The sequence below is a fragment of the Pedobacter duraquae genome (genome assembly GCF_004362245.1).
Classification (GTDB): domain Bacteria; phylum Bacteroidota; class Bacteroidia; order Sphingobacteriales; family Sphingobacteriaceae; genus Pedobacter; species Pedobacter duraquae.
On sequence record NZ_SNWM01000005.1, the window covers coordinates 132,380 to 152,192 of the forward strand.

Annotated in this window: 16 protein-coding genes and 1 tRNA gene; 11 read left to right on the forward strand and 6 right to left on the reverse strand. The window is 41.2% G+C overall.

Annotated elements, in window-relative coordinates; translation table 11 throughout:
• Positions 1–3: 3 nt before the first annotated feature.
• Together CLV32_RS18455 and CLV32_RS18460 are read right to left on the reverse strand one after the other, a co-directional pair.
• On the reverse strand, positions 4–330 hold the full coding sequence (locus CLV32_RS18455; RefSeq protein WP_133558301.1) for a 2Fe-2S iron-sulfur cluster-binding protein: 327 nt from the start codon (positions 328–330) through the stop codon (positions 4–6).
• Between the two features lie 2 nt (positions 331–332).
• Positions 333–1,343 carry an NAD(P)/FAD-dependent oxidoreductase gene (locus tag CLV32_RS18460; protein ID WP_133558304.1) on the reverse strand — a complete coding sequence of 337 codons (1,011 nt, stop codon included), beginning with the start codon at positions 1,341–1,343 and terminating at the stop codon, positions 333–335.
• 94 nt (positions 1,344–1,437) lie between these two features.
• Between CLV32_RS18460 and CLV32_RS18465 the strand changes: the two genes are divergently transcribed.
• From CLV32_RS18465 to CLV32_RS18475, 3 genes are all read left to right on the forward strand, one after another.
• Positions 1,438–2,187 (forward strand): UDP-2,3-diacylglucosamine diphosphatase, encoded by a 750-nt coding sequence (locus tag CLV32_RS18465; protein WP_133558306.1) that lies wholly within the window; start codon positions 1,438–1,440, stop codon positions 2,185–2,187.
• Between the two features lie 98 nt (positions 2,188–2,285).
• Positions 2,286–3,359, forward strand: coding sequence for a peptide chain release factor 1 (gene prfA, locus CLV32_RS18470; RefSeq protein ID WP_133558308.1), 1,074 nt, complete (start codon positions 2,286–2,288; stop codon positions 3,357–3,359).
• 78 nt (positions 3,360–3,437) lie between these two features.
• A tRNA-Asp gene (locus tag CLV32_RS18475) sits at positions 3,438–3,511 on the forward strand.
• Between the two features lie 317 nt (positions 3,512–3,828).
• Here the strand turns inward: CLV32_RS18475 and CLV32_RS18480 are convergent.
• Complete coding sequence (locus CLV32_RS18480; protein ID WP_133558310.1) at positions 3,829–5,649, reverse strand: YfbK domain-containing protein; 1,821 nt, start codon at positions 5,647–5,649, stop codon at positions 3,829–3,831.
• A 94-nt stretch (positions 5,650–5,743) separates the two neighbouring features.
• On the reverse strand, positions 5,744–6,805 hold the full coding sequence (locus CLV32_RS18485; RefSeq protein ID WP_133558312.1) for a M20/M25/M40 family metallo-hydrolase: 1,062 nt from the start codon (positions 6,803–6,805) through the stop codon (positions 5,744–5,746).
• A gap of 265 nt (positions 6,806–7,070) precedes the next feature.
• Between CLV32_RS18485 and CLV32_RS18490 the strand changes: the two genes are divergently transcribed.
• From CLV32_RS18490 to CLV32_RS18505, 4 genes are all read left to right on the forward strand, one after another.
• On the forward strand, positions 7,071–7,583 hold the full coding sequence (locus CLV32_RS18490; protein WP_133558314.1) for a DUF2975 domain-containing protein: 513 nt from the start codon (positions 7,071–7,073) through the stop codon (positions 7,581–7,583).
• 1 nt (position 7,584) lies between these two features.
• Entirely contained in the window at positions 7,585–7,794 is a 210-nt protein-coding gene (locus CLV32_RS18495) for a helix-turn-helix domain-containing protein (RefSeq protein ID WP_133558316.1), read from the forward strand.
• Between the two features lie 76 nt (positions 7,795–7,870).
• Positions 7,871–8,749 carry an ABC transporter ATP-binding protein gene (locus CLV32_RS18500; protein ID WP_133558318.1) on the forward strand — a complete coding sequence of 293 codons (879 nt, stop codon included), beginning with the start codon at positions 7,871–7,873 and terminating at the stop codon, positions 8,747–8,749.
• On the forward strand, positions 8,746–11,928 hold the full coding sequence (locus CLV32_RS18505; RefSeq protein ID WP_133558320.1) for an ABC transporter permease/M1 family aminopeptidase: 3,183 nt from the start codon (positions 8,746–8,748) through the stop codon (positions 11,926–11,928). Before CLV32_RS18500 ends, CLV32_RS18505 begins: the two co-directional genes overlap by 4 nt.
• A gap of 57 nt (positions 11,929–11,985) precedes the next feature.
• Here CLV32_RS18505 and CLV32_RS18510 read toward each other — a convergent pair whose 3' ends face one another.
• Positions 11,986–12,732, reverse strand: a complete 747-nt coding sequence (locus CLV32_RS18510) for a hypothetical protein (protein ID WP_133558322.1) — start codon at positions 12,730–12,732, stop codon at positions 11,986–11,988.
• A gap of 119 nt (positions 12,733–12,851) precedes the next feature.
• Here CLV32_RS18510 and CLV32_RS18515 point away from each other — a divergent pair, with 119 nt between their 5' ends.
• Positions 12,852–14,267 carry a DUF4932 domain-containing protein gene (locus CLV32_RS18515; protein ID WP_133558324.1) on the forward strand — a complete coding sequence of 472 codons (1,416 nt, stop codon included), beginning with the start codon at positions 12,852–12,854 and terminating at the stop codon, positions 14,265–14,267.
• Positions 14,268–14,270: 3 nt separating this feature from the next.
• On the opposite strand, the gene CLV32_RS18520 is transcribed toward CLV32_RS18515, so the two are convergent.
• Positions 14,271–15,221 carry a hypothetical protein gene (locus CLV32_RS18520; protein WP_133558326.1) on the reverse strand — a complete coding sequence of 317 codons (951 nt, stop codon included), beginning with the start codon at positions 15,219–15,221 and terminating at the stop codon, positions 14,271–14,273.
• A 216-nt stretch (positions 15,222–15,437) separates the two neighbouring features.
• On the opposite strand from CLV32_RS18520, the gene CLV32_RS18525 reads away from it, so the two are divergent.
• From CLV32_RS18525 to CLV32_RS18535, 3 genes are all read left to right on the forward strand, one after another.
• The gene (locus CLV32_RS18525; protein ID WP_133558328.1) at positions 15,438–16,682 is read left to right on the forward strand and encodes an efflux RND transporter periplasmic adaptor subunit; all 1,245 of its coding nucleotides are present in this window, start codon (positions 15,438–15,440) and stop codon (positions 16,680–16,682) included.
• Between the two features lie 65 nt (positions 16,683–16,747).
• Complete coding sequence (locus CLV32_RS18530; RefSeq protein ID WP_133558330.1) at positions 16,748–17,446, forward strand: ABC transporter ATP-binding protein; 699 nt, start codon at positions 16,748–16,750, stop codon at positions 17,444–17,446.
• Position 17,447: 1 nt separating this feature from the next.
• The gene (locus CLV32_RS18535; protein ID WP_133558332.1) at positions 17,448–19,811 is read left to right on the forward strand and encodes an ABC transporter permease; all 2,364 of its coding nucleotides are present in this window, start codon (positions 17,448–17,450) and stop codon (positions 19,809–19,811) included.
• The last annotated feature ends 2 nt before the right edge of the window (positions 19,812–19,813 follow it).

Here is a 19,813-nt window from a genome sequence, read left to right on the forward strand (position 1 = left end):
TTTTTATTCTCCGTGTAGTTTGACCACCAAGCCATCCATTTCTGGGCTCAGCCTTAACTGACAAGCAAGTCTGGAATTAGGTAGCAAGTCTGGAAGCGTATCCAGCATGGCATACTCATCGTCAGACATCTCATTTAATTTTTCTTCACCTTCAAGCACATCTACACAGCAGGTGGCACATAATGCCATCCCGCCGCAAGTAGCCAGGATATCATACTCGCAGGCTTTAAGAAACTCCATTAAACTCAACCCCATATCTACAGGGGCCTCAAGTGCAGTCAATGTGCCGTCAGGATTCTGAACGCTAACCGTAATGTTATTGTCTTCCATGCTTAAAATTCTGCTACGCCGTTAACGGTAGTATATTTCATTGTGTATTTGATTCCCGGGTTCATGTATTGGTAAGCGCTATGACTCATCAAGGCAGCCTCATGGAAACCACAAAGGATCAGTTTTAATTTGTTCGTGTAAGTATTGATATCACCAATAGCATAAATGCCTGGGATGTTAGTTGAGTAATCATCGGTATTTACTTCGATGGCACTTTTATTAATATTTAAGTTCCACTGTTCGATTGGACCCAACTTAGGGCTCAAGCCGAATAAAGGAATCAGGTGATCTGCAGAGATATTGGTAACCTCAAGGCTGCGGTTGTGGATCACTTCAACATTTTCCAGTTTGCCAGAACCAGATACCGAGTTCAGGTTGCTGTTCAGGATCAGGTTGATTTTTCCGCTTTCAGCAAGTTCCATTACTTTATTTACTGAGTCTGGTGCACCTCTGAAACTTTCGCTTCTGTGTACTAAGGTAAGTTCTTCAACAACATCAGCTAAAAAGATAGCCCAGTCTAAAGCTGAATCACCACCACCAGCGATAACCATTTTCTGTCCACGGTATTTCTCCGGGTCAAGGATCATATAGTTGACGCCTTTACCATTCTCGAATTGTTCTAATCCTGCAACAGCAGGTTTACGAGGCTCAAAGCAACCCAGTCCGCCAGCAATAACAACTACCTTAGCTTCAATGATGGTACCCATATTTGTAGTTAGCACAAAATCCTGCTCACCACGTTTCTCTAAACCCTCAATACGCTCACCCAAAGTATAACCTGGGTGGAAAGGTTTAGCTTGTTCTACTAAATTATCAATTAGTTCCTGAGCAAGTACCGTAGGATATCCAGGGATATCATAAATCGGCTTTTTAGGATATATTTCAGAAAGCTGACCACCCACCTGAGGAAGGTAATCGATCAAATGACAACGCATTTTAAGTAATCCTGCTTCGAAAATTGCAAATAGACCAACAGGTCCTGCGCCAATGATGGCTATATCTGTAGAAATCATGAATCTAAATTTTGTGGCGAATTTACGAAATTAGTTTGTAATGGTTCTGAATTACGTGGAATTGCTTCAATTCTAGCTATATTTGTGCGTTTTGATGACAAAAAAAATATATTTCGCCTCCGATTTCCATTTAGGGTCGCCCAATCACGCAGCAAGCAGAGTTCGTGAAGACCGCATTTTACGCTGGTTAAATTTTATTGAACCCAGCTGTTCAGAGCTTTTTTTAATGGGTGATATCTTCGATTTCTGGTTTGAATATAAGACAGTTGTACCTAAGGGTTTCATCAGGCTGCAGGGAAAACTGGCGATGATGTCTGACTCGGGAATCAAGATCTATTTCTTCAAGGGTAACCACGATATGTGGGTTAACGATTACTTTACCAAAGAAATGGGGATCCAGATTGTGAGTGACGAACTGGAAATAGAGCGCAACGGTAAAACCTTTTATCTCCATCACGGGGATGGTTTAGGTCCTGAAGATCACACCTATAAGTTTTTACGTAAGATCTTTAGAAACCCGATGTGTCAATGGTTATTTTCTTTGGTGCCTCCACGTATCGGCTTAGGTATTGCTACAGGCTGGTCTGGCCATAGCAGGGCAGCTAACAGCACGGAGGAAGTATTTATGGGTGAAGATAAAGAGTGGTTGGCAATTTATTCCAGGGAACAGCTGTTAAAGAGGCATTATGACTATTTTATTTATGGTCATAGACACCTCCCGCTCGACCTGAGGCTTGGTCCAGATACCAGGTATGTGAACCTTGGTGAATGGATTACTTTCAGCTCCTATGCCGTGTTTGATGGCAATGACTTAAGGCTGAATTATTTTGAAAAGGAATATTAGCCGAAAAACCTTATTTTTGCAATCCAAATAAATTCTATCCCCGATTTGGTACGCGTTCGTCTGCTCCGGGGATATTGATTATTTAATTTCTGAAAATTATGTTAGAAAAATTAGAAGCCATAAAACTGCGTTGGGAAGATGTAGAAGAGCAGTTGAGTAATCCTGACACCATGCAGGATATGAAACGCTTTGCCCAGCTCAATAAAGAATATAAAGACCTGACCAAGATTGTGGATGAGTACAAAATCTACAAGAATGTGATGAGTAATATCGAAGCGAATCGCGAGATCCTGAATACAGAAAAAGATCCCGAAATGCGCGACATGGCAAAAGAAGAATTGGATCTATTGGTTAAGCAACAAGAAGAACTCGAAGAGAAAGTACGGTTGATGCTGATTCCTGTGGATCCTGAAGATGCTAAAAATGCAGTGTTCGAAATTCGCGGCGGTACCGGTGGTGATGAAGCTGCATTATTTGCTGGCGACTTATACCGCATGTATAGTCGTTACTTTGAGCAGAAACGCTGGAAAGTAGAAGTTGTAGATGTTACCGAAGGAACTGCCGGAGGCTATAAAGAGGTAATTCTGAAAGTTTCTGGAGAGGATGTTTACGGACAATTGAAATATGAATCAGGCGTACACCGCGTACAGCGCGTGCCTGATACAGAAACTCAGGGTCGTGTACATACGTCGGCAGCTTCTGTAGCTGTGTTGCCTGAAGCGGAGGAAATCGACTTCTATCTGAATCCTGCGGATATTGATTTGCAGACTTCACGTTCAGGTGGTGCTGGTGGTCAGAATGTGAACAAGGTAGAGACGAAGGTTCAGTTGACGCACAGACCTTCGGGATTAGTAGTAGTTTGTCAGCAGGAGCGCTCACAACTCGGTAACCGGGAGATTGCGATGGAGATGTTGAGAAGCAAGCTTTATGATATCGAGCTGCAAAAGAAAAATGGTGATATTGCCGCCCGTAGAAAGACTATGGTTTCTACTGGTGACCGCTCGGCAAAGATCAGAACGTACAATTATCCACAGGGTAGGGTTACAGATCACCGTATCGGATTGACATTATATAACCTGAATGGTGTAATGGATGGAGGTGTTCAGGAGCTGATCGATGCACTGCAGTTTGCAGAGAATGCAGAGAAGATGAAAGAAGGTTCTGTAGCTTAACGAGTTACAATTATTTTAAAATAAATGTTGCAAATAAAATAATTCATCCTATATTTGCATTCCCGAAAGGGGAACAACGGACCGGTAGTTCAGCTGGTTAGAATGCCGCCCTGTCACGGCGGAGGTCGCGGGTTCGAGTCCCGTCCGGTCCGCTAATCAGAGCCTCAACTTGAAAAAGTTGAGGCTCTTTTAGTTTTAAGGATTTTTGCGCAGATCTCGGCGGGGCGGAATTTCAAAAATTCTTTCTTTAAATCACAGACACCAGATTGCCCAGTTAGCGAATTGATAGCGACTTGATAGGACATATCAGGCATATTGATTTTACGCAAGTCCACAGTGAGTCCACACTAAGTCCACGGTGAGTCCACTGATTTGCAAAAAAACTGTGGACTCTGCGTGGAGACAATTTGTAATTAATGTGGAATACCATAAGGCTCTTATGGAGGCTTTCTAAATCCCTGCTGCAAAATTATTTTGAGAGTAAATGGGCATTTTGTGCCAGGCTGACAAACTCAGCCCTATAGCCTTCTTCATCTTTTCCTTTGGCCATTTTTGCCCGGGCGATCAAACCCTGGTAGCTAGCGTGCTGCTTAAAATCTGAGTTTCTTAATAGCAAGCCGAGCTCGGCTACAGCACTCGCAAATCTGAAATCATTACTGGTTCTGCTCAACGCGATCGGTGCATCTAATACAGATACCTTTTCCATCTCACTTTTTTCCGCTGTTGGGGTTTTATATCTGAACTTAATCGTAACTAACTCAGATGAGTTGATGCCGGTAGCTATTTCTTTTGGTTTTTGGTATTTAAGTGGATCTACACTATAGCTAAAATCATCATTTGTGCCTGTTGGAATAATCTCATAAAAAGCGGTAACTGTATGTCCAACGCCCATATCTCCACCAAGCTTTTTATCATTATTGAAATCTTCTTTTTCCAATAGGCGATTTTCGTAACCTAGCAGGCGGTAGGCCTGAACTTTAGCCGGATTAAATTCAACCTGTAGCTTCACATCTTTGGCAACAGTGAACAGGGTACTCCCAAATTCTGTTATGATTGCTTTCCTCGCTTCGCTGATATTATCGATATAAGCATAGTTTCCATGGCCTTTGTCGGCAATAGTCTCCATTTTGCTATCCTTAAGATTGCCCATTCCATATCCCAGCACAGAGATGCTGATTCCACTCTGCCTTTCTTTAGCGATTACCTGTTCAATATCGCCATCGCTGGATTCCCCTACGTTGAAATCTCCATCGGTGGCCAAGATGATTCTATTATTTCCACCTTTAACAAAATGCTCCCTTGCTGTGTTATAGGCAAGTTTTATCCCTGCCCCACCTGCTGTTGAGCCCCCTGCCTCCAGTGTCTCTATAGCTTCTTTGATTTTTATCTTCTGACTACCTGGCGTACTTGGTAGTTTAAGCCCTGCATTACCGGCATAGGTTACAATGGCAACATGGTCTACATCGCGCAATTGATCAACAAGTAGTTTCATGGACGATTTAACTAAAGGTAGTTTGTTGTAATTAGACATAGATCCGGATACGTCGATGAGAAATACAAAGTTCGCTGGAGGAAGTTTGTCGGTCTTGATTGATTTTGCTTTGAGGCCAATTCTCAACAATCTATGTCGTGGATTCCATGGTGCGGTAGAAAGTTCGGTGTGTATAGCTACCGGATCTGCATTTGCCGGACCTGCAAGATCATAATGGAAATAGTTAATCATTTCTTCAATTCGTACAGCATCCACCGGCGGCATACTCCCGTTGTTGATAAACCTGCGGACATTACTGTAAGATGCTGCGTCGACATCAATGGCAAAGGTCGAGAGTGGAACAGCCCTTGGATCGTTAAAGCGATTTTCTGATATTCCTTTGTACGACTCTGTATTAGGGTTGGGATTCCCACCGATCCAAATGCTAGTTGCCCTGAGCGAGCGTGTTAATGGTGCAGAGTTCCGTGTGTACTCCACAGCTACAGCTTCTCGCAAGGCAACAGACGAAGGCTGGAGCGCTACATTTATTTTATCTGATTTGCCTATTTTAATTTCTTTACGGTCAAAGCCAACGTAGCTAAACACCAAGGTGTTTTGTCCTTCAGCAATAGTGATTGCATAATGCCCATTGATATCACTTTGAGTTTTAATATTCGTTCCTTTAACTATAACGCTAACGCCTGGCAACGGGGAACGATCGTCATAACTATAAATAAGTCCTTCAATCTTGCGGCTGCTACTATTTCTAAAACCTGCCAGGCTTAGAAAGAGCATAATGAGATAAATGTTCCTTTTCATATGATTGGATTTTCAGGGCTGATGCAGTGCCAGGAAAAATTCCATAAATAATTTAGAAGAATATTTATTTAGGTAACTGTTTCTCGGTTTTCGATCAGGAAAGTGTTATCGCTTCCAGCAAATCAATGTATGTTTTAATTCCTTCGGAAATCTCTTCCAGATAGATGTATTCATTCGCCATATGTGATCTCGCAGATTCTCCAGGACCCATTTTAATTGAAGGCATATCTAGCCAGCCCTGGTCTGAACTTGTAGGAGAGAGATAAGTCTTACATCCTAGGGTAAGGCCAGCTTGAACCAATGGGTGCAAAATATCAATTGCGGATGGGGTCATGACATTAGGGCGCACTGTGGTGTCGCAGAATGTATGATTGGCAATGGTATTGAGGATTTCTTTCTGCGTATAACTGTGATCAAAACGGATATCTACAGTAAAGCTACATTCACCTGGAACGATGTTATGCTGTATTCCTGCTTTAATCTGTGTAACGGTCATCTTTACGGGAGCAGGTTGTCCCTCTTCTATCGGAAATGGATAGGACGAAAACCAATTGATGTCTTTGATCGCTTTATAAATAGCGTTGTCTCCTTCTGTTCTGGCGGCGTGTCCGGCACGGCCTGTTGAAACACAGTCGAGTACCATAGATCCCTTTTCTGCAATAGCAATCTGCATATTTGTCGGTTCTCCAACGATAGCACAGGAAATAGGCATCAGGTCGTTGAGGATACATTTAATTCCACGCTCACCCGATGTTTCTTCTTCGGCTGTTGAAGCCAGGCAAAGGTTATAAGACAGATCCTGCCGGTCAAAAAAATGGAGAAAGGTGCCGATTAAAGATACTAGTGGGCCACCGGCGTCATTGCTACCCAAGCCATATAGTTTACCACCCTCTGTAAAAGGAAGGAAAGGGTCGCGTGTGTATTGTGGATTTGGCTTTACCGTGTCATGGTGCGAATTCAAAAGAATAATTGGTTTCTCTGGATCAAAGTACTTGTTGTATGCCCAGACGTTATTGTATTTTTTTATGGTGTGAACGTTATGTTTGATCAGAAATTGATCGATAACGTCTGCTGTTTTTTGTTCTTCTCCACTAAATGACGGGATGCTAATTAATTGCTCTAAAAGGGCTATCGATAATTTATAGATTACATTCATTTTTGTCTAAACTTGTTGCGGTATAGTATCCAAAAGAAATGCCTATATGCCAGAAGAATAAAAAAATGGCTTTAAATGCCAGAAATAGGCCCCTGCCTTTTATTACAGGTATAACTACACTTTTCAAAATGGCACACTTAATTCCATTTTGATTGGGTATTCTCGTGTGATCGTTTTAAAGGATTGAACTGATTCTGGAATTAATTATAATTAATTGCTGTAAAACGATAATTAATTGTAAGTTTGCAATAACAAAATAGAATATATGCAAACAGTTCGTCTAATTTCAAGGCTACTTTTCATCATCACGAGAGCTGCGGCCGTTGGTTACTTACTATCTTTTTTATTATCCGCAGCAGCCCTCAGCACGGGATGGTCATTAAACATTATTGAAAATGGGAGTAGGTTTCAGGTTTGCTATCCATTTACGGCAGAGCCTTACCTGCTTGGCGAAAACAACCGTGGCTATATCCTGGGATTCTTAATGTTGCTGGGTTTATACGCGCTGTTTTTCTATTTAGTAGGAAATGTGTTTCGTGTATTTACCCATGAGAAACTATTCACTAAGGAAGGTATCAGACATTTAAAAATCTTTTATTTAGGAAATTTGGTGTTGCCCGTACTGGCAGTGATTATTATCGCTCCATTTTACCCTGTTTACAATGAAATGAAAATTCTTGTTGTGCTGCATGCGCTACTTGGCGTGTTCAGCTACTTTATATCCGCTATTTTTACACAGGGTGTTAAACTTCAGCATGAACAAGACTTAATTATATAAGATGCCTATAATTATTAACGTAGACGTGATGCTCGCGAAGCGAAAAATGCAAAGTAAAGAGCTGGCAGCAATAGTAGGCATTACAACGGCGAACCTATCGATTTTGAAAACCGGAAAAGCAAAAGGAATTCGTTTTGACACGCTGGAAGCGATATGTGTTGCCCTGAATTGCCAACCGGGTGATGTACTCGAATATGTAGCCGAAAAATAAGCTAAACCACAAAAGCAAATTGCTATCCCCTTAAATAAGTGGGACAGGATTTGTTTTGCCTAAAATTTAAGAACTCATGAACACTTTAACTATAAACAAAGTCAGCAAATCCTATCAAAAAGGTGTGATGGTGTTGAACAACATATCGCTGGATCTCAAGAATGGAATGTTTGGTCTGCTAGGGCCAAATGGAGCGGGGAAATCTTCGCTGATGCGTACCCTGGCGGGTTTACAGCGACCGGATGAAGGAACAATACTATTTAATGGGAACGATATTGTACTGGATCCACAAATTATCAAAAGGCAGTTGGGCTTTTTGCCGCAGGACTTTGGTGTTTATCCAAAGGTTTCAGCTTACGATCTTTTAACACATATTGCTGTGCTCAAAGGATTAACGAATAGCAAATCCAGAAAGGAGCAGGTTATGGCACTTTTGGAACAAACGAATCTGTATCAGGTAAGAAACAAAGAGGTGCATACTTTCTCTGGAGGAATGCGTCAACGTTTTGGTGTAGCCCAGGCTCTGCTTGGAAACCCCCAGCTAGTGATAGTTGATGAACCAACTGCGGGACTTGACCCTGAAGAACGTAATCGATTCAACAACCTACTCAGTGAAATCGGCGAAGATAAGATTGTAATTCTATCAACACACCTCGTTGAGGATGTAAAGAATCTTTGCACAGATATGGCTATTATGTGTCAAGGAGGCGTCATTGCTCAGGGCAAACCAGAAGATTTTATTTGTCAGCTGCGTGGCAAGCTTTGGACACGTATCATCAATAAAGCTGATGCAGAACAGTACGCTGAAAGATTCCAGTTGATATCGTCGCAATTGATAAGCGGTAAACGGCTGATTCATGTTGTCTCGGATACAAATCCTGGGGAGGGTTTTGAACTTACCGAGCCTACATTAGAAGATGTATATTTTAACATACTGCAAACCCAAAATTCATGAATGCTTTATTGAAATTTGAACTGAGTAACTATTTTAAAAAACCAGCAATTTATTTGCTGCTGTCAGGTTTAATCATTCTGGGATTTTTAATCGGATTCAGGCAGTTGTCTCTAAGTACCGGGCCAGAAATTCATAAGAACAGCCCGTATGCGGTTGCACATATGATTGGATTTCTAAGTTTGCTGGGCATATTTATTTCCACACTGCTTGCGGCTTTAACGCTTTTTAAAGAAAAGGACACTGGATTCAATCTACTACTGTATGCTACTCCGTTAACTAAGACAAGCTATCTCTGGAGTCGCTTCAACTCCGTTTTCATCATTAGTTCCATCGCGCTGTTTGTAACAGTTTTGGGTTTTGCATTGGGTCAACTGGCAGATCCGGATCGCAGTGTTTATGGACAGTTCAGTTTCTATCTGTACATCCAACCTGTATTGTTGTTGATTCTGCCTAATGCACTGTTGTGTACAGCCATAGTGTGCAGTGTGGCCTGGCTAACGCAAAATAAGTTAATTGTCTATTTGTCGGGCTTATTCTTGTATATAATTTACATGATACTATTGCTGTATTCTGGTTCGCCACTAATGGCAGGTGGATTACCACAGTCACCAGACATCATTGCCCTTGCTGCCAGGATCGATCCATTTGGGCTTTCCGCATTCTATCAGCAAACCAATCCCTGGACACTCCAGCAAAAAAATAATCAGGCGATCTCTTTTTCTGGTAGTCTGTTTCAGAACAGGATGATGTACCTGGCTTTGGCTTTTGTTCTACTCGTTTTTGTTTGGAAGACTTTTCGATTATCTGTGAATAGCAAGCAAAAAAAGGTCGCAGCATCAATAGATGTTGGCCAAGAAACAAAAGGTCGGATCTACAAACCTGCCAAGGTTTTCGTGAGCGGTTTTAAGTATCAGTTTCAGAGTTTGACAAGCCTGATCAGGCTTGATCTGAATTTCATAGTGCGTGGTATTCCATTTCTGTTGACTGCAGTCCTTCTGATCTTTTTTATGGGCATGGAGTTTTATGGTACTATAGATCAGGGCATTCGTTTGCCTGAACAATATGCCAGCACTGCTTTGATGGTAAATCGCATCATTTATAACCTACCAGGGATGTTGATTTTGGCAGTCTTGTTCTATTCAAATGAATTATATTGGCGTAGTTCGTCAAACAGGGTTAACCTTATAGAAGACAGTACGCCAGTGGGAGCTATTGTGCCATTTGCAGCAAAATGGATATCACTATCGTGCCTGATTCTGGTGCTATTGACGTTAGTGATAGGCGCAGGGATATTTTTTCAGTTTGTTTATCAGTATCTGGAAATTAAGTGGACGGTTTACCTGATGTTGTACTTACTGATTGGGGCGCCAATTATGCTCGCTGCGGCGATGATCTTAGTTATTCAGAAACTTGTTAACCATAGATGGTTTGGGCTGGTTGCTGCCTGTATAGTAATTTTCTTATTAGCTACATCAATTGGAAAATCCATTGGTCTCACGCATCCGCTACTCAGATTTATCGGAGCATATACTGGGAAATATAGTGAAATGAATGGTTGGGATGCTTACCTGCCTGCATTTTTCTGGAGATTATGTTTTGGTTGCAGCTTTACGCTCTTGCTGGTTATTCTTCTTTTGAAGTTTAAGTTAATGAAACACCCATCGGTTCGTATTTTATTGATATTATTAACAAGTTTTACGTTGCTGTCTGGAAGTTATATTCAACAACATTTAAGAAGGCAAAATGTGACGGATCTGCTAGATAAGCAACAGGAATATGAAGTACTGTTCCGCAAATTTGCAGACCTTCCACAACCTACGGTTACAGCGATCAAAACAAAGGTAGAGCTATATCCGGATAGAAATGCTTACCATGTAGTTGGCATATACACATTATCGAATGCTACTCAAAAACCGATAGACAGCATTCTGTTGACATTTGATGAGGCTATTACTATGGAACAGGCTCGTTACATCTCTCCAAAAGAGCAGATTGCTATTCATCATAAAGCTGGGTTTATACATTTAAAGAAACCACTTCGGCCGGGTGATCAGGCATCGTTCCAGTTTTCTTTCGCTTACAACTGGGATGGTTTTAATGGTCATGAGGCTTTCAATGCTATAGTAAATAATGGGAGTTTTGTACGGCTAAGCAATTACTTTCCGCGATTTGGTTACCAGTCAGGTCTGGAAATAGATAACCTCCAGGAAAGAAGAAAAAGACATCTTGGCAGCCCGACACCTTTAAAAATGCTGGAAGCACCTAGAGCTTACGCTGACGATTTTATTCGTTTAGATATGACTATTGGGGTAAACCATGGGCAAACGGCAGTGGGCGTTGGAGCGTTGATTGGTCAATGGAAAAAAGGTGGGCGCAACTACTACCGTTATCAGACACCTGAACCAATACCTTTCAGGTTCGGGTTGGCGGCAGCCAACTATCATATAACCTGTCGGGCATATAAAGGTAAATCTATCGAGGTTTATTATGATCCTGAACATTTTGAAAACGTATTCCACCTGATTGAAAATGCTGTCAGAACGTTAGATTACTGCCAAAAAAATTTTTCGCCTTATCCGTTTAAGACAATCCGTTTTGTAGAAGTTTCTTCATTTACTGAAGGGTTTGCAGGGACTGCATACCCCGCAACAATCTTTATGACTGAAAATATGATTTTCCATACCAACCTGAAAGGTGATAAAGGCCAGGATGTAATCAACGAACTTGCGGGGCATGAGCTGTCACATCAATGGTGGGGCGCTGGCCAGCTAGTTCCTGATGATCGTGAAGGCTCAAAATTACTAACAGAGACATTGGCCATGTACACAGAGCTCATGTTGGTAAAGCATAGTATTGGAGACAAACGGGTATTGGAAAATGTCGCTATGCATCGTGGAATTTATCTTAATGAAAGAGGCTTTTCAAAAGAAACTCCCCTTTATAAAGTAAGACCTGAGGACATTCATCTGCATTATTCTAAAGGACTTGTTGTAATGTATCAGCTCACAAAGCTGGTTGGAGAAAAAAATGTAAATCAGGCCTTGCGGGAAGTACTCCGGAAGCATGCTTATCCAAACTCCCGACCAATATCGACCGACTTGATTGAGGAATTATATATGGTAAGTAAGCCAGCGATGCATAAGCAGATTGATCATTTGTTTAAGCAAACAGGACTATAACCATGCTTTTTAATACATGGCTAACGAGCACGTTATGTTTTGAGGTAAATTTCCTGTTCAATTAGATTCCAGATTGTCATATAATACATATGGCGTCTCGAAAAAATAGTATACTGTGTGGATGGGCTGGGGCTTTGGTCCGTCCACATGTATTGAAATAATCCAGGCTTCACGATCCTGGATTGTTTTCCTTTCTACAGTATACAACAGATTTCGCTTGTGGTAATCAAGCTCTTGCCTGATCTCAGGTTGCTTAGTGTTGACGAGGTAGTATTTAACGGCATCATGAATCACACCTTTTGCATAGTCGCTGGTTTGATCGTCATAATAGTAATAATTGATTCTGGGCATCCCGGCCTTTAATGCCTGACTAAGCTTTCCGGGCTTTATCAGCTCATAGTTAGTCGCAAAAATAGCTTTTACCGGATATTCAGGATCTCCCGCGGGACGATAAGTCCCGGCTTTCCAGTACACGCGAATGCTATCGCCCCGTTGTAATTTGAAGTTCTTCGAGCTTTCGTTAATATAGGTTGCAGTATCGCTTCCATGAGCTACAATGAGCAGTTCGTTATCACCATTCGCATCGAGGTCTACATAAACCCCAGGATCTGTATGGACGGGCCCACTATAGTTGTATGGCTGGTCGGCATCCTTTGATGGAATAGTTGCTGTTTTTGCCGTGTCTACAGTTTTAATTGTGGTATCCACTAACTGCGTTTTTGGCGATTTTTTCGGTTCACCAGTGCAACCAGCAATACATCCCGTTACTATAATGAAAACCACTTGCTTAATTGTTTTGTACATGGAGCATCGTTTAAAATTGGTTCTTGTTATACCAGGAGCAATTTAGGTGCCCAAATATTTTTATAAACCTGCAACAATCGGTGGGTAATAGAGTCTGATAAGTATGTAATTCACCATTTATGCTCAAACTTAAACTAACCTCGATCCTTCTTTTTCTTTCTGTGCTCAGCTTTGGTCAATTTAAAGCTGATGTGAGTGTTGATCCGCGTGTGGAGTTACTCAGCATCACATTCAGGCTTGCAGGCAACAAAGAATATAATGACAACTACGCTAAAAGTTATGTTTCTGATATACATAGCTGGTTTGATCCATTTAAGGCTGATCCGCTAATTGAATTTGCGACAAAAATAAGACAGGAAAGAGGTGTAAGCTATGATGCCGTAATGTCTATGGCAGTGAATCTTAAATTTAATGGTGCGCAGTTTTCTTTATTGAAAGCGTCTGAAAATACGCTGGAGAAGCGTTGGACTAGTGCTGATGCAAATGAATTTGTAACCCTGCTGAATGCCTTTTATGTAAAGACAAATGCCAAAGCATTTTTATTGGCTCATCAGGATATGTATGCAGATGCTGTTGGAAGGATGCAAGAGGCGTTCAGAGACTTTGACCAGAGTTGGTATGCGAAATATTATGGTACAAAACCTACAGAAGCATATAAAATTGTCATCGGCATGGGCAATGGAGGTGGAAATTATGGTCCAAGTGTTAGCCCGCAAAATGAGCAGAAAATTGTATATGCAATTATGGGTTGCTGGAGATTTGACGACAACGGAAAACCCCTGTTTGAGACCGGGCGATATTTGCCAACACTAATTCATGAGTTTAACCATTCCTTTGTGAATCGTCTACTTACTGTAGGAAATCATGAGCAAAAACTGGAAGATAGCGCCAGAAAGATATACGCGGCAGAAGCGGACAACATGAAAGATCAGGCCTATGCGGAGTGGAGGACAATGGTTAATGAATCTATTGTTCGCGCTTCAGTGGTCAGGTATATGATAGCACATCAGGCCGCAAAAGCTGATATCGACAGAGAGGTGCAGGAGCAGGTAAACAGAGGTTTTTTATGGACCCCTGGATTAGTAGATTTATTGGGGGTTTATGAGCAGAATAGAAAAAAATACCCTGACTTCGTTTCTTTTTATCCGCAGATTATCTCACTCTTCAACAAAACAGCAACAAATATTGATGGGATGAAAAGCGAATATGTTGCTAAACAACCCAAAGTTAAAAGCTTAGCTCCTTTTCAGAATGGAGCGCAAAATGTTGATCCATCTATTAAAGAATTGGTCATTACATTCGATAAACCTCTACTTGGTAAAGGACATTCTTTTAATGCTGGATCGCTTGGTGGGAATGCTGTTCCGATTAAAAAATTGATCGGTTACGAACAGGAAAACCAAACTTACAAGCTGGGCATTGAGTTGAAGCCGAACACCGAATATGAGTTTATTGTAACAGGTCTGTCGTTTAAATCTGTAGAAGGCATTCCTTTACAGGATTACACAATCAAGTTTAGAACAGCAGCTCAATAAGATTTACATCCCCAGAACAATGCCGAATAGCTGCATACTGGCTTCCAGTTCAGCTTTTCCGAAATCAATAATTTTAGGGGTTTTGTGGATAGCCATTTCTGCAGGGGTAACAGTTCTCTTTTTGACGCTGGTAAATTGGTATAATACCTTCAGTTTAGATTCTTTTTCATACTGAATCAGAATCTTCATGATACCAGCTTTTTCTTCAACATATAGCGGGTGGACGAAATTTACTGCAACAGGCATCTGTTTAGATGCCCAGACCTCGAGTTTGTAGATCTTTCCACTCGTGCCAGGCACAGCATTGATGCTTTCGGCTTTCTTAGGCTCGTCTTTACGGGTGTACACACTTTTGGTGCACAGGTAGCCGTCGATCAGTTCTGTCTCTTTACTGGTGGTGATGTTATAGGCTGTACTGCTGACATCAGTTGAGGCCATCTTCTTTAGATTGTCTCCAGTATAGCTGATTGTAGCTTCTTTAGCGCTATTTTGTGACTTCAAATACATCAATCCTTCCTTCTTCCTGTCGTTTACATAATTTTCGCCATGATAAGTTAGCGCATCAAATTTAGCGGTCGCCTGGTCATCTTTTACATAGATGACAGAACGCAGCGGCAGCATAACTACAGCCAGATTAAGCATGCCATTTTTCTGTCCTTCGGCTTCCATCTCCGCACGTTCTGCAGGTGACAACTGCTGGGCGATTTTTTTCATCTGCTCCTGGATCTTCCCTTTTGATGGATCCACTTTTTGGAACATTTCGCCCAATTTGCTACCTGGGGTCGTAATACTTACTTGGATTTCTCCTTCTTTAAAGTCACTTTTTTCAGCGGTAACGCTACTGCCTGAATCCACAGCGGTATCGGATGCTTTATCTTTTGTTTGCTTTGGCTGGCATGAAAATAATAGGGAAGCGATGCTAAAGGCAAAGAGGATTGAGAACGTGTTTTTCATAAGCGGTTTTAGGAATATAACAAACAGAGATTTAAATGGTTGGCACTATTCTCAAATTCTCTTAATCAAAGGTGTTCGATGCTGTACAAAGACTGTTCGATTATGAACACGATATTATTTGTTTGTTTTTTAAATCCCTGAAAATCAATTCTGTAAAGCTGTTTTGGTACATTGGCATGTGCTTGGTATCCATGCTGGCATAACGATTTGATTACAATGGATAAGAAAATAGAAAAAAAGAGATTTAGCAAAAAAACGATTATCATCGGTATTGGAGCTTTGTTACTGATTGCCTTAGTTGGTTATGGCTATTCACTCTCTTTAAATAAGGTATATAGTGTAGACGCAGAAAAAGTGACCGTTAGCAAAGTTCAATACGGAGATTTTGAAGATGTAGTTCTTTTAAATGCAAGTGTTGTCCCGCTAACCTCTGTTATTGTGAGTTCGCCTGAAGGGGGAACAGTAGGGGAGATCTTTACAGAAAATGGCGCATCAGTAACTAAAGGAACACCTTTATTGCGTATCTCCAACCCAAATGCCTTATCTAACTATACCAGCAGTGAAACCAGTATCACAGAACAGATCAATCAATTGAGAAAAGTTAGACTGGATCTTGAACAGAACCAACGTGTAATGACACAGGATATGATGGTTATCGATAACAGCTATAGGACAGCGGCAAGAAAATTTAGAATAGACAGTGCGTTATATGCTAAACAGGTAATTACCAAAGAAGAGTTTAATGCATCCACACAGGATTATCAGTATTTTACAGGCAGAAAGGCTATTCTAAAGCAAGCCATCAAGCAAGAAAATCAAAGTCGGGAGATGCAGTTGAAACAGATTGACCAATCCGTGAGCAGGATGAATGAGAGTCTCGAGACCATCCGTCAAAACATCGAAAATATGACAATTAAAGCACCGGTGGCGGGCCGCCTATCATCTTATGATCCTGTAATTGGTAAATCTTACAATCCAAATGAAATGTTAGGTAAAATTGATGTGATGCAAGGTTATAAACTCCAGGCGGGTGTAGACGAATACTATGTAAACCGGGTTAAAGAAGGGCAAAAGGCTAATTGCGAGTTTAACGGTAAATCCTATTCGTTAATTGTGAGAAAGGTGATACCAGAGGTTACCTCCGGTCAGTTTCAGATTGAACTGGTATTTGAAGGTGTAACGCCCGCTGATTTAAGAAGAGGCTTATCTTTACAGGTTAAGCTTACCCTGTCTGATAACAGTAAATCCCTGTTACTCTCTCAAGGGCAGTTTTTCCAAAGTACAGGTGGCTCATGGGTATTCCTGTTAAAAGACGGAAAAGCAACGAAAAGAAATGTTAAAATTGGACGTAAGAACTACCTGTATTATGAGGTGCTTGAAGGACTTCAGAAAGGTGATGAGGTAATCACTTCATCTTACGATCAGTATAATCAATATGATATTATTCAAGTAAATAAATAAGCATGATTTCCTGATCGTTATGCTGATCAGTCCGTCAAACTATAAAAATTAAAATCTGAATTGCGATGATAAGAATTGAAAATCTGGAAAAAGTTTACAAAACCGAAGACATAGAAACTACGGCTTTGAATGGAATTAATCTGCATGTAAAGGCTGGTGAGTTTGTCTCTATTATGGGCCCCTCTGGTTGTGGTAAATCGACCTTGTTAAATGTTATGGGCCTCTTGGATAAGCCCGAGAGTGGAAGCTACCAGTTTTTGGATACTGAGTTGCTGAAGTTGAATGATAAAGAACGGTCCAACTTCAGGAAAAAACATATGGGCTTTGTATTTCAGAATTTTAACCTTATTGATGAGCTTACTGTATTCGAAAACATTGAGCTGCCGCTGATCTACAATAAGGTGCCTTCGGCAGAACGGAAGGTACTGGTTGATGAGATGATTGACCGAATGAATATCCATAACCGTAGCGGGCACTTTCCTCAACAGTTATCAGGAGGCCAGCAGCAGCGTGTGGCGGTGGCCCGCGCTTTGGTAACGAAGCCAAAATTGGTGCTTGCCGATGAGCCTACAGGTAACCTGGACAGTTCGCACGGGAATGAAGTGATGGAGCTGCTTTGCGAGTTAAATGAGCAGGGAACCACTATTGTAATGGTTACGCACTCCTCGCATGATGCCAGTTTCTCTAACCGCATCATCAACCTGAAAGACGGTTGTGTGATCTCGGAAAAAATAAATAAAAGCAGGACCGAAGAGCTTATATAAGATGTTTAAACTCAACTTTAGGATTGCCCTACGCAATCTATGGAAGAATAAAGGATTCACGCTGATCAATGTGGGCGGCCTGGCTATAGGATTAGCGAGCTGCATGCTCCTTTTGTTATACGTGGCTTACGAGTGGGGTTACGATAAACAATACAGTAATTATAAAACCACCTACATGGTTTATAATAACCAGGCCGCGAACGGAAAGATATTTAGTTTCGCAGCTACGCCTGGATTGATGGCGGAAACAGCAAAAGACGAGATTCCAGGAATTAAAGAAGCAGTCCGTTTCGATTATCCTAGCGATAGACTGCTGACTTATAAAAGGAACAGTTTTAAAAAGTCGAGTAGCTTTTCAGATCCGGCGATCTTTAAGATCTTTGATTTTAAAGTCCTGAAGGGAAACCAGTCTACATTTTTGAAAAACCCTAATGCTGTGGTTTTAACTGAAACGCTGGCAAAAGCGCTGTTTGGAAATGAAGATCCAATTAATAAAGTAGTCAAATTTGATAATCAGGAGGAACTGATTGTAGAAGGTGTGATTGAGGATCTTCCAAAAAATAGCAGCATCCGTTTCGATTTCCTGATGCCCTGGAGCTTATATGGAAAGATAAATCCTTGGTCTCTTCAAGCCGGATGGAACAGCAATTTCTGCATGACACTGATTCAGTTGCAGGACAATAGCTTCTTTGAGCAAGCCAATTCAAAGCTTCATGGGATAATTAAAGCAAATAACAAAGACAGTAATGGTGAGCCCTTTTTACATCCGTTGGCCAAATATCATTTATACAATACATTTGAAGGTGGTAAATCTGTTGGTGGGCGTATAGAACAATTACAAATTTTATTCTTGCTGGCATTCTGTATTTTATTAATTGCCTGCGTAAACTTCATGAACTTATCTACAGCAAGGTCTGAGAAACGTGGGAAAGAAGTGGGGGTACGAAAGGCTATTGGTTCTTCAAGAGCTGATCTTATCGGTCAGTTTATGATGGAGTCTATATTGTTGTCGCTGCTCAGTATGCTCCTGGCTTTTGCCCTGATTGAGGTTTGCCTGCCATATTTCAATAATCTATTAGGCGTGGAGTTGGCGATCAACTATACACAATGGCAATTCTGGACTATGCTTGTAGGCCTGGCAGTTTTAACAGGTCTTTTAGCTGGAAGCTATCCCGCATTTTATCTTTCTTCTTTTGATCCTATCAAAGTATTGAAAGGGTTCTCCGTAGCAGGGGGTTCCTCGTTATCGGTGCGTAAGTTTCTGGTGGTATTTCAGTTTGTATTTGCAACCTGTCTCATCATTTGCACCGCAGTGATTTACCAGCAGCTAAATTATATTAAAAATAAATCAGTTGGTTACTCTACTAAAAACCTGATTGAGATACCAATTCAAGGTGTGCTGAATCAGCCAGAGAAATACGCGCTGCTAAAAGACAAGTTGTTGAAATCTGGTGTGGTAGCTGATGTAACTAATTTTTCGGCTGCAATTACACAGGGTGGAAATAATGGTTATGGTATAGAGTGGCCGGGAAAAGACATCAAATCAAACGTACTGGTCAATTTTAGAAGCACCGGTTATGATTTTATCAAAACCACAGGAATGAAGTTAAGTGCAGGGCGTGACTTTTCTATGCAGCATGCAGACTCCGCGAACGTAATGATAAATCAGGCCTTAGCTAAAATAATGGGTATGAAGCATCCTGTAGGATCGGTGATCAAGTGGGGCGGAACGCCGGTAACGATTATAGGCGTAATCGAAGACTATGTAGAGGAATCACCCTACAAATACTCTAGTCCGATGATTGTAACCCATACCGACGGAAGCAATGCTGTAGCTTTAGTTAGGGTGGCTGCTACCGCTAATCTTAGCACTGCTGTGGATGTTATTGATCAGATCGTAAAGGAGATCAATCCTGATTATCCTGTAGACAGGCATTTTGTGGATGACTCTTTTGCAGATAAATTGAAAAATGAACGTTTGCTGGGTACGCTTTCCAACTGGTTTGGTGGTTTCGCTGTATTCATTTCCTGCTTGGGATTACTCGGCTTGGCGCTATATATGGCCGAACAACGAAAAAAAGAAATCAGCATCCGCAAAGTTCTCGGAGCGAGTTCTGCAAATATCCTCGTGTTACTAAACAAGGATTTTGTGAAACTGGTGCTCATCGCTAATCTTATTGCTTTCCCATTAGGTTACATCATCATCAATAAATGGCTTTCCAGCTACGACTTTAGGGTTGGGATTTCCATAATACCGTTTGCTATTGCCTTTCTGTTGTCGCTTTTTATCGCCGTGCTCACTGTAAGTGTTCAATCAGCAAAAGTGGCGAAGGCAAATCCCATAGATGCTTTAAAATACGAATAGTT

Excerpts from the sequence above, each read along its gene's own strand:
- CLV32_RS18455 (WP_133558301.1), bottom strand. The coding sequence starts at position 330 with ATGGAAGACAATAACATTACGGTTAGCGTTCAGAATCCTGACGGCACA.
- CLV32_RS18460 (WP_133558304.1), bottom strand. The coding sequence starts at position 1,343 with ATGATTTCTACAGATATAGCCATCATTGGCGCAGGACCTGTTGGTCTA.
- CLV32_RS18465 (WP_133558306.1), top strand. The coding sequence starts at position 1,438 with ATGACAAAAAAAATATATTTCGCCTCCGATTTCCATTTAGGGTCGCCC.
- prfA (WP_133558308.1), top strand. The coding sequence starts at position 2,286 with ATGTTAGAAAAATTAGAAGCCATAAAACTGCGTTGGGAAGATGTAGAA.
- CLV32_RS18480 (WP_133558310.1), bottom strand. The coding sequence starts at position 5,649 with ATGAAAAGGAACATTTATCTCATTATGCTCTTTCTAAGCCTGGCAGGT.
- CLV32_RS18485 (WP_133558312.1), bottom strand. The coding sequence starts at position 6,805 with ATGAATGTAATCTATAAATTATCGATAGCCCTTTTAGAGCAATTAATT.
- CLV32_RS18490 (WP_133558314.1), top strand. The coding sequence starts at position 7,071 with ATGCAAACAGTTCGTCTAATTTCAAGGCTACTTTTCATCATCACGAGA.
- CLV32_RS18495 (WP_133558316.1), top strand. The coding sequence starts at position 7,585 with ATGCCTATAATTATTAACGTAGACGTGATGCTCGCGAAGCGAAAAATG.
- CLV32_RS18500 (WP_133558318.1), top strand. The coding sequence starts at position 7,871 with ATGAACACTTTAACTATAAACAAAGTCAGCAAATCCTATCAAAAAGGT.
- CLV32_RS18505 (WP_133558320.1), top strand. The coding sequence starts at position 8,746 with ATGAATGCTTTATTGAAATTTGAACTGAGTAACTATTTTAAAAAACCA.
- CLV32_RS18510 (WP_133558322.1), bottom strand. The coding sequence starts at position 12,732 with ATGTACAAAACAATTAAGCAAGTGGTTTTCATTATAGTAACGGGATGT.
- CLV32_RS18515 (WP_133558324.1), top strand. The coding sequence starts at position 12,852 with ATGCTCAAACTTAAACTAACCTCGATCCTTCTTTTTCTTTCTGTGCTC.
- CLV32_RS18520 (WP_133558326.1), bottom strand. The coding sequence starts at position 15,221 with ATGAAAAACACGTTCTCAATCCTCTTTGCCTTTAGCATCGCTTCCCTA.
- CLV32_RS18525 (WP_133558328.1), top strand. The coding sequence starts at position 15,438 with ATGGATAAGAAAATAGAAAAAAAGAGATTTAGCAAAAAAACGATTATC.
- CLV32_RS18530 (WP_133558330.1), top strand. The coding sequence starts at position 16,748 with ATGATAAGAATTGAAAATCTGGAAAAAGTTTACAAAACCGAAGACATA.
- CLV32_RS18535 (WP_133558332.1), top strand. The coding sequence starts at position 17,448 with ATGTTTAAACTCAACTTTAGGATTGCCCTACGCAATCTATGGAAGAAT.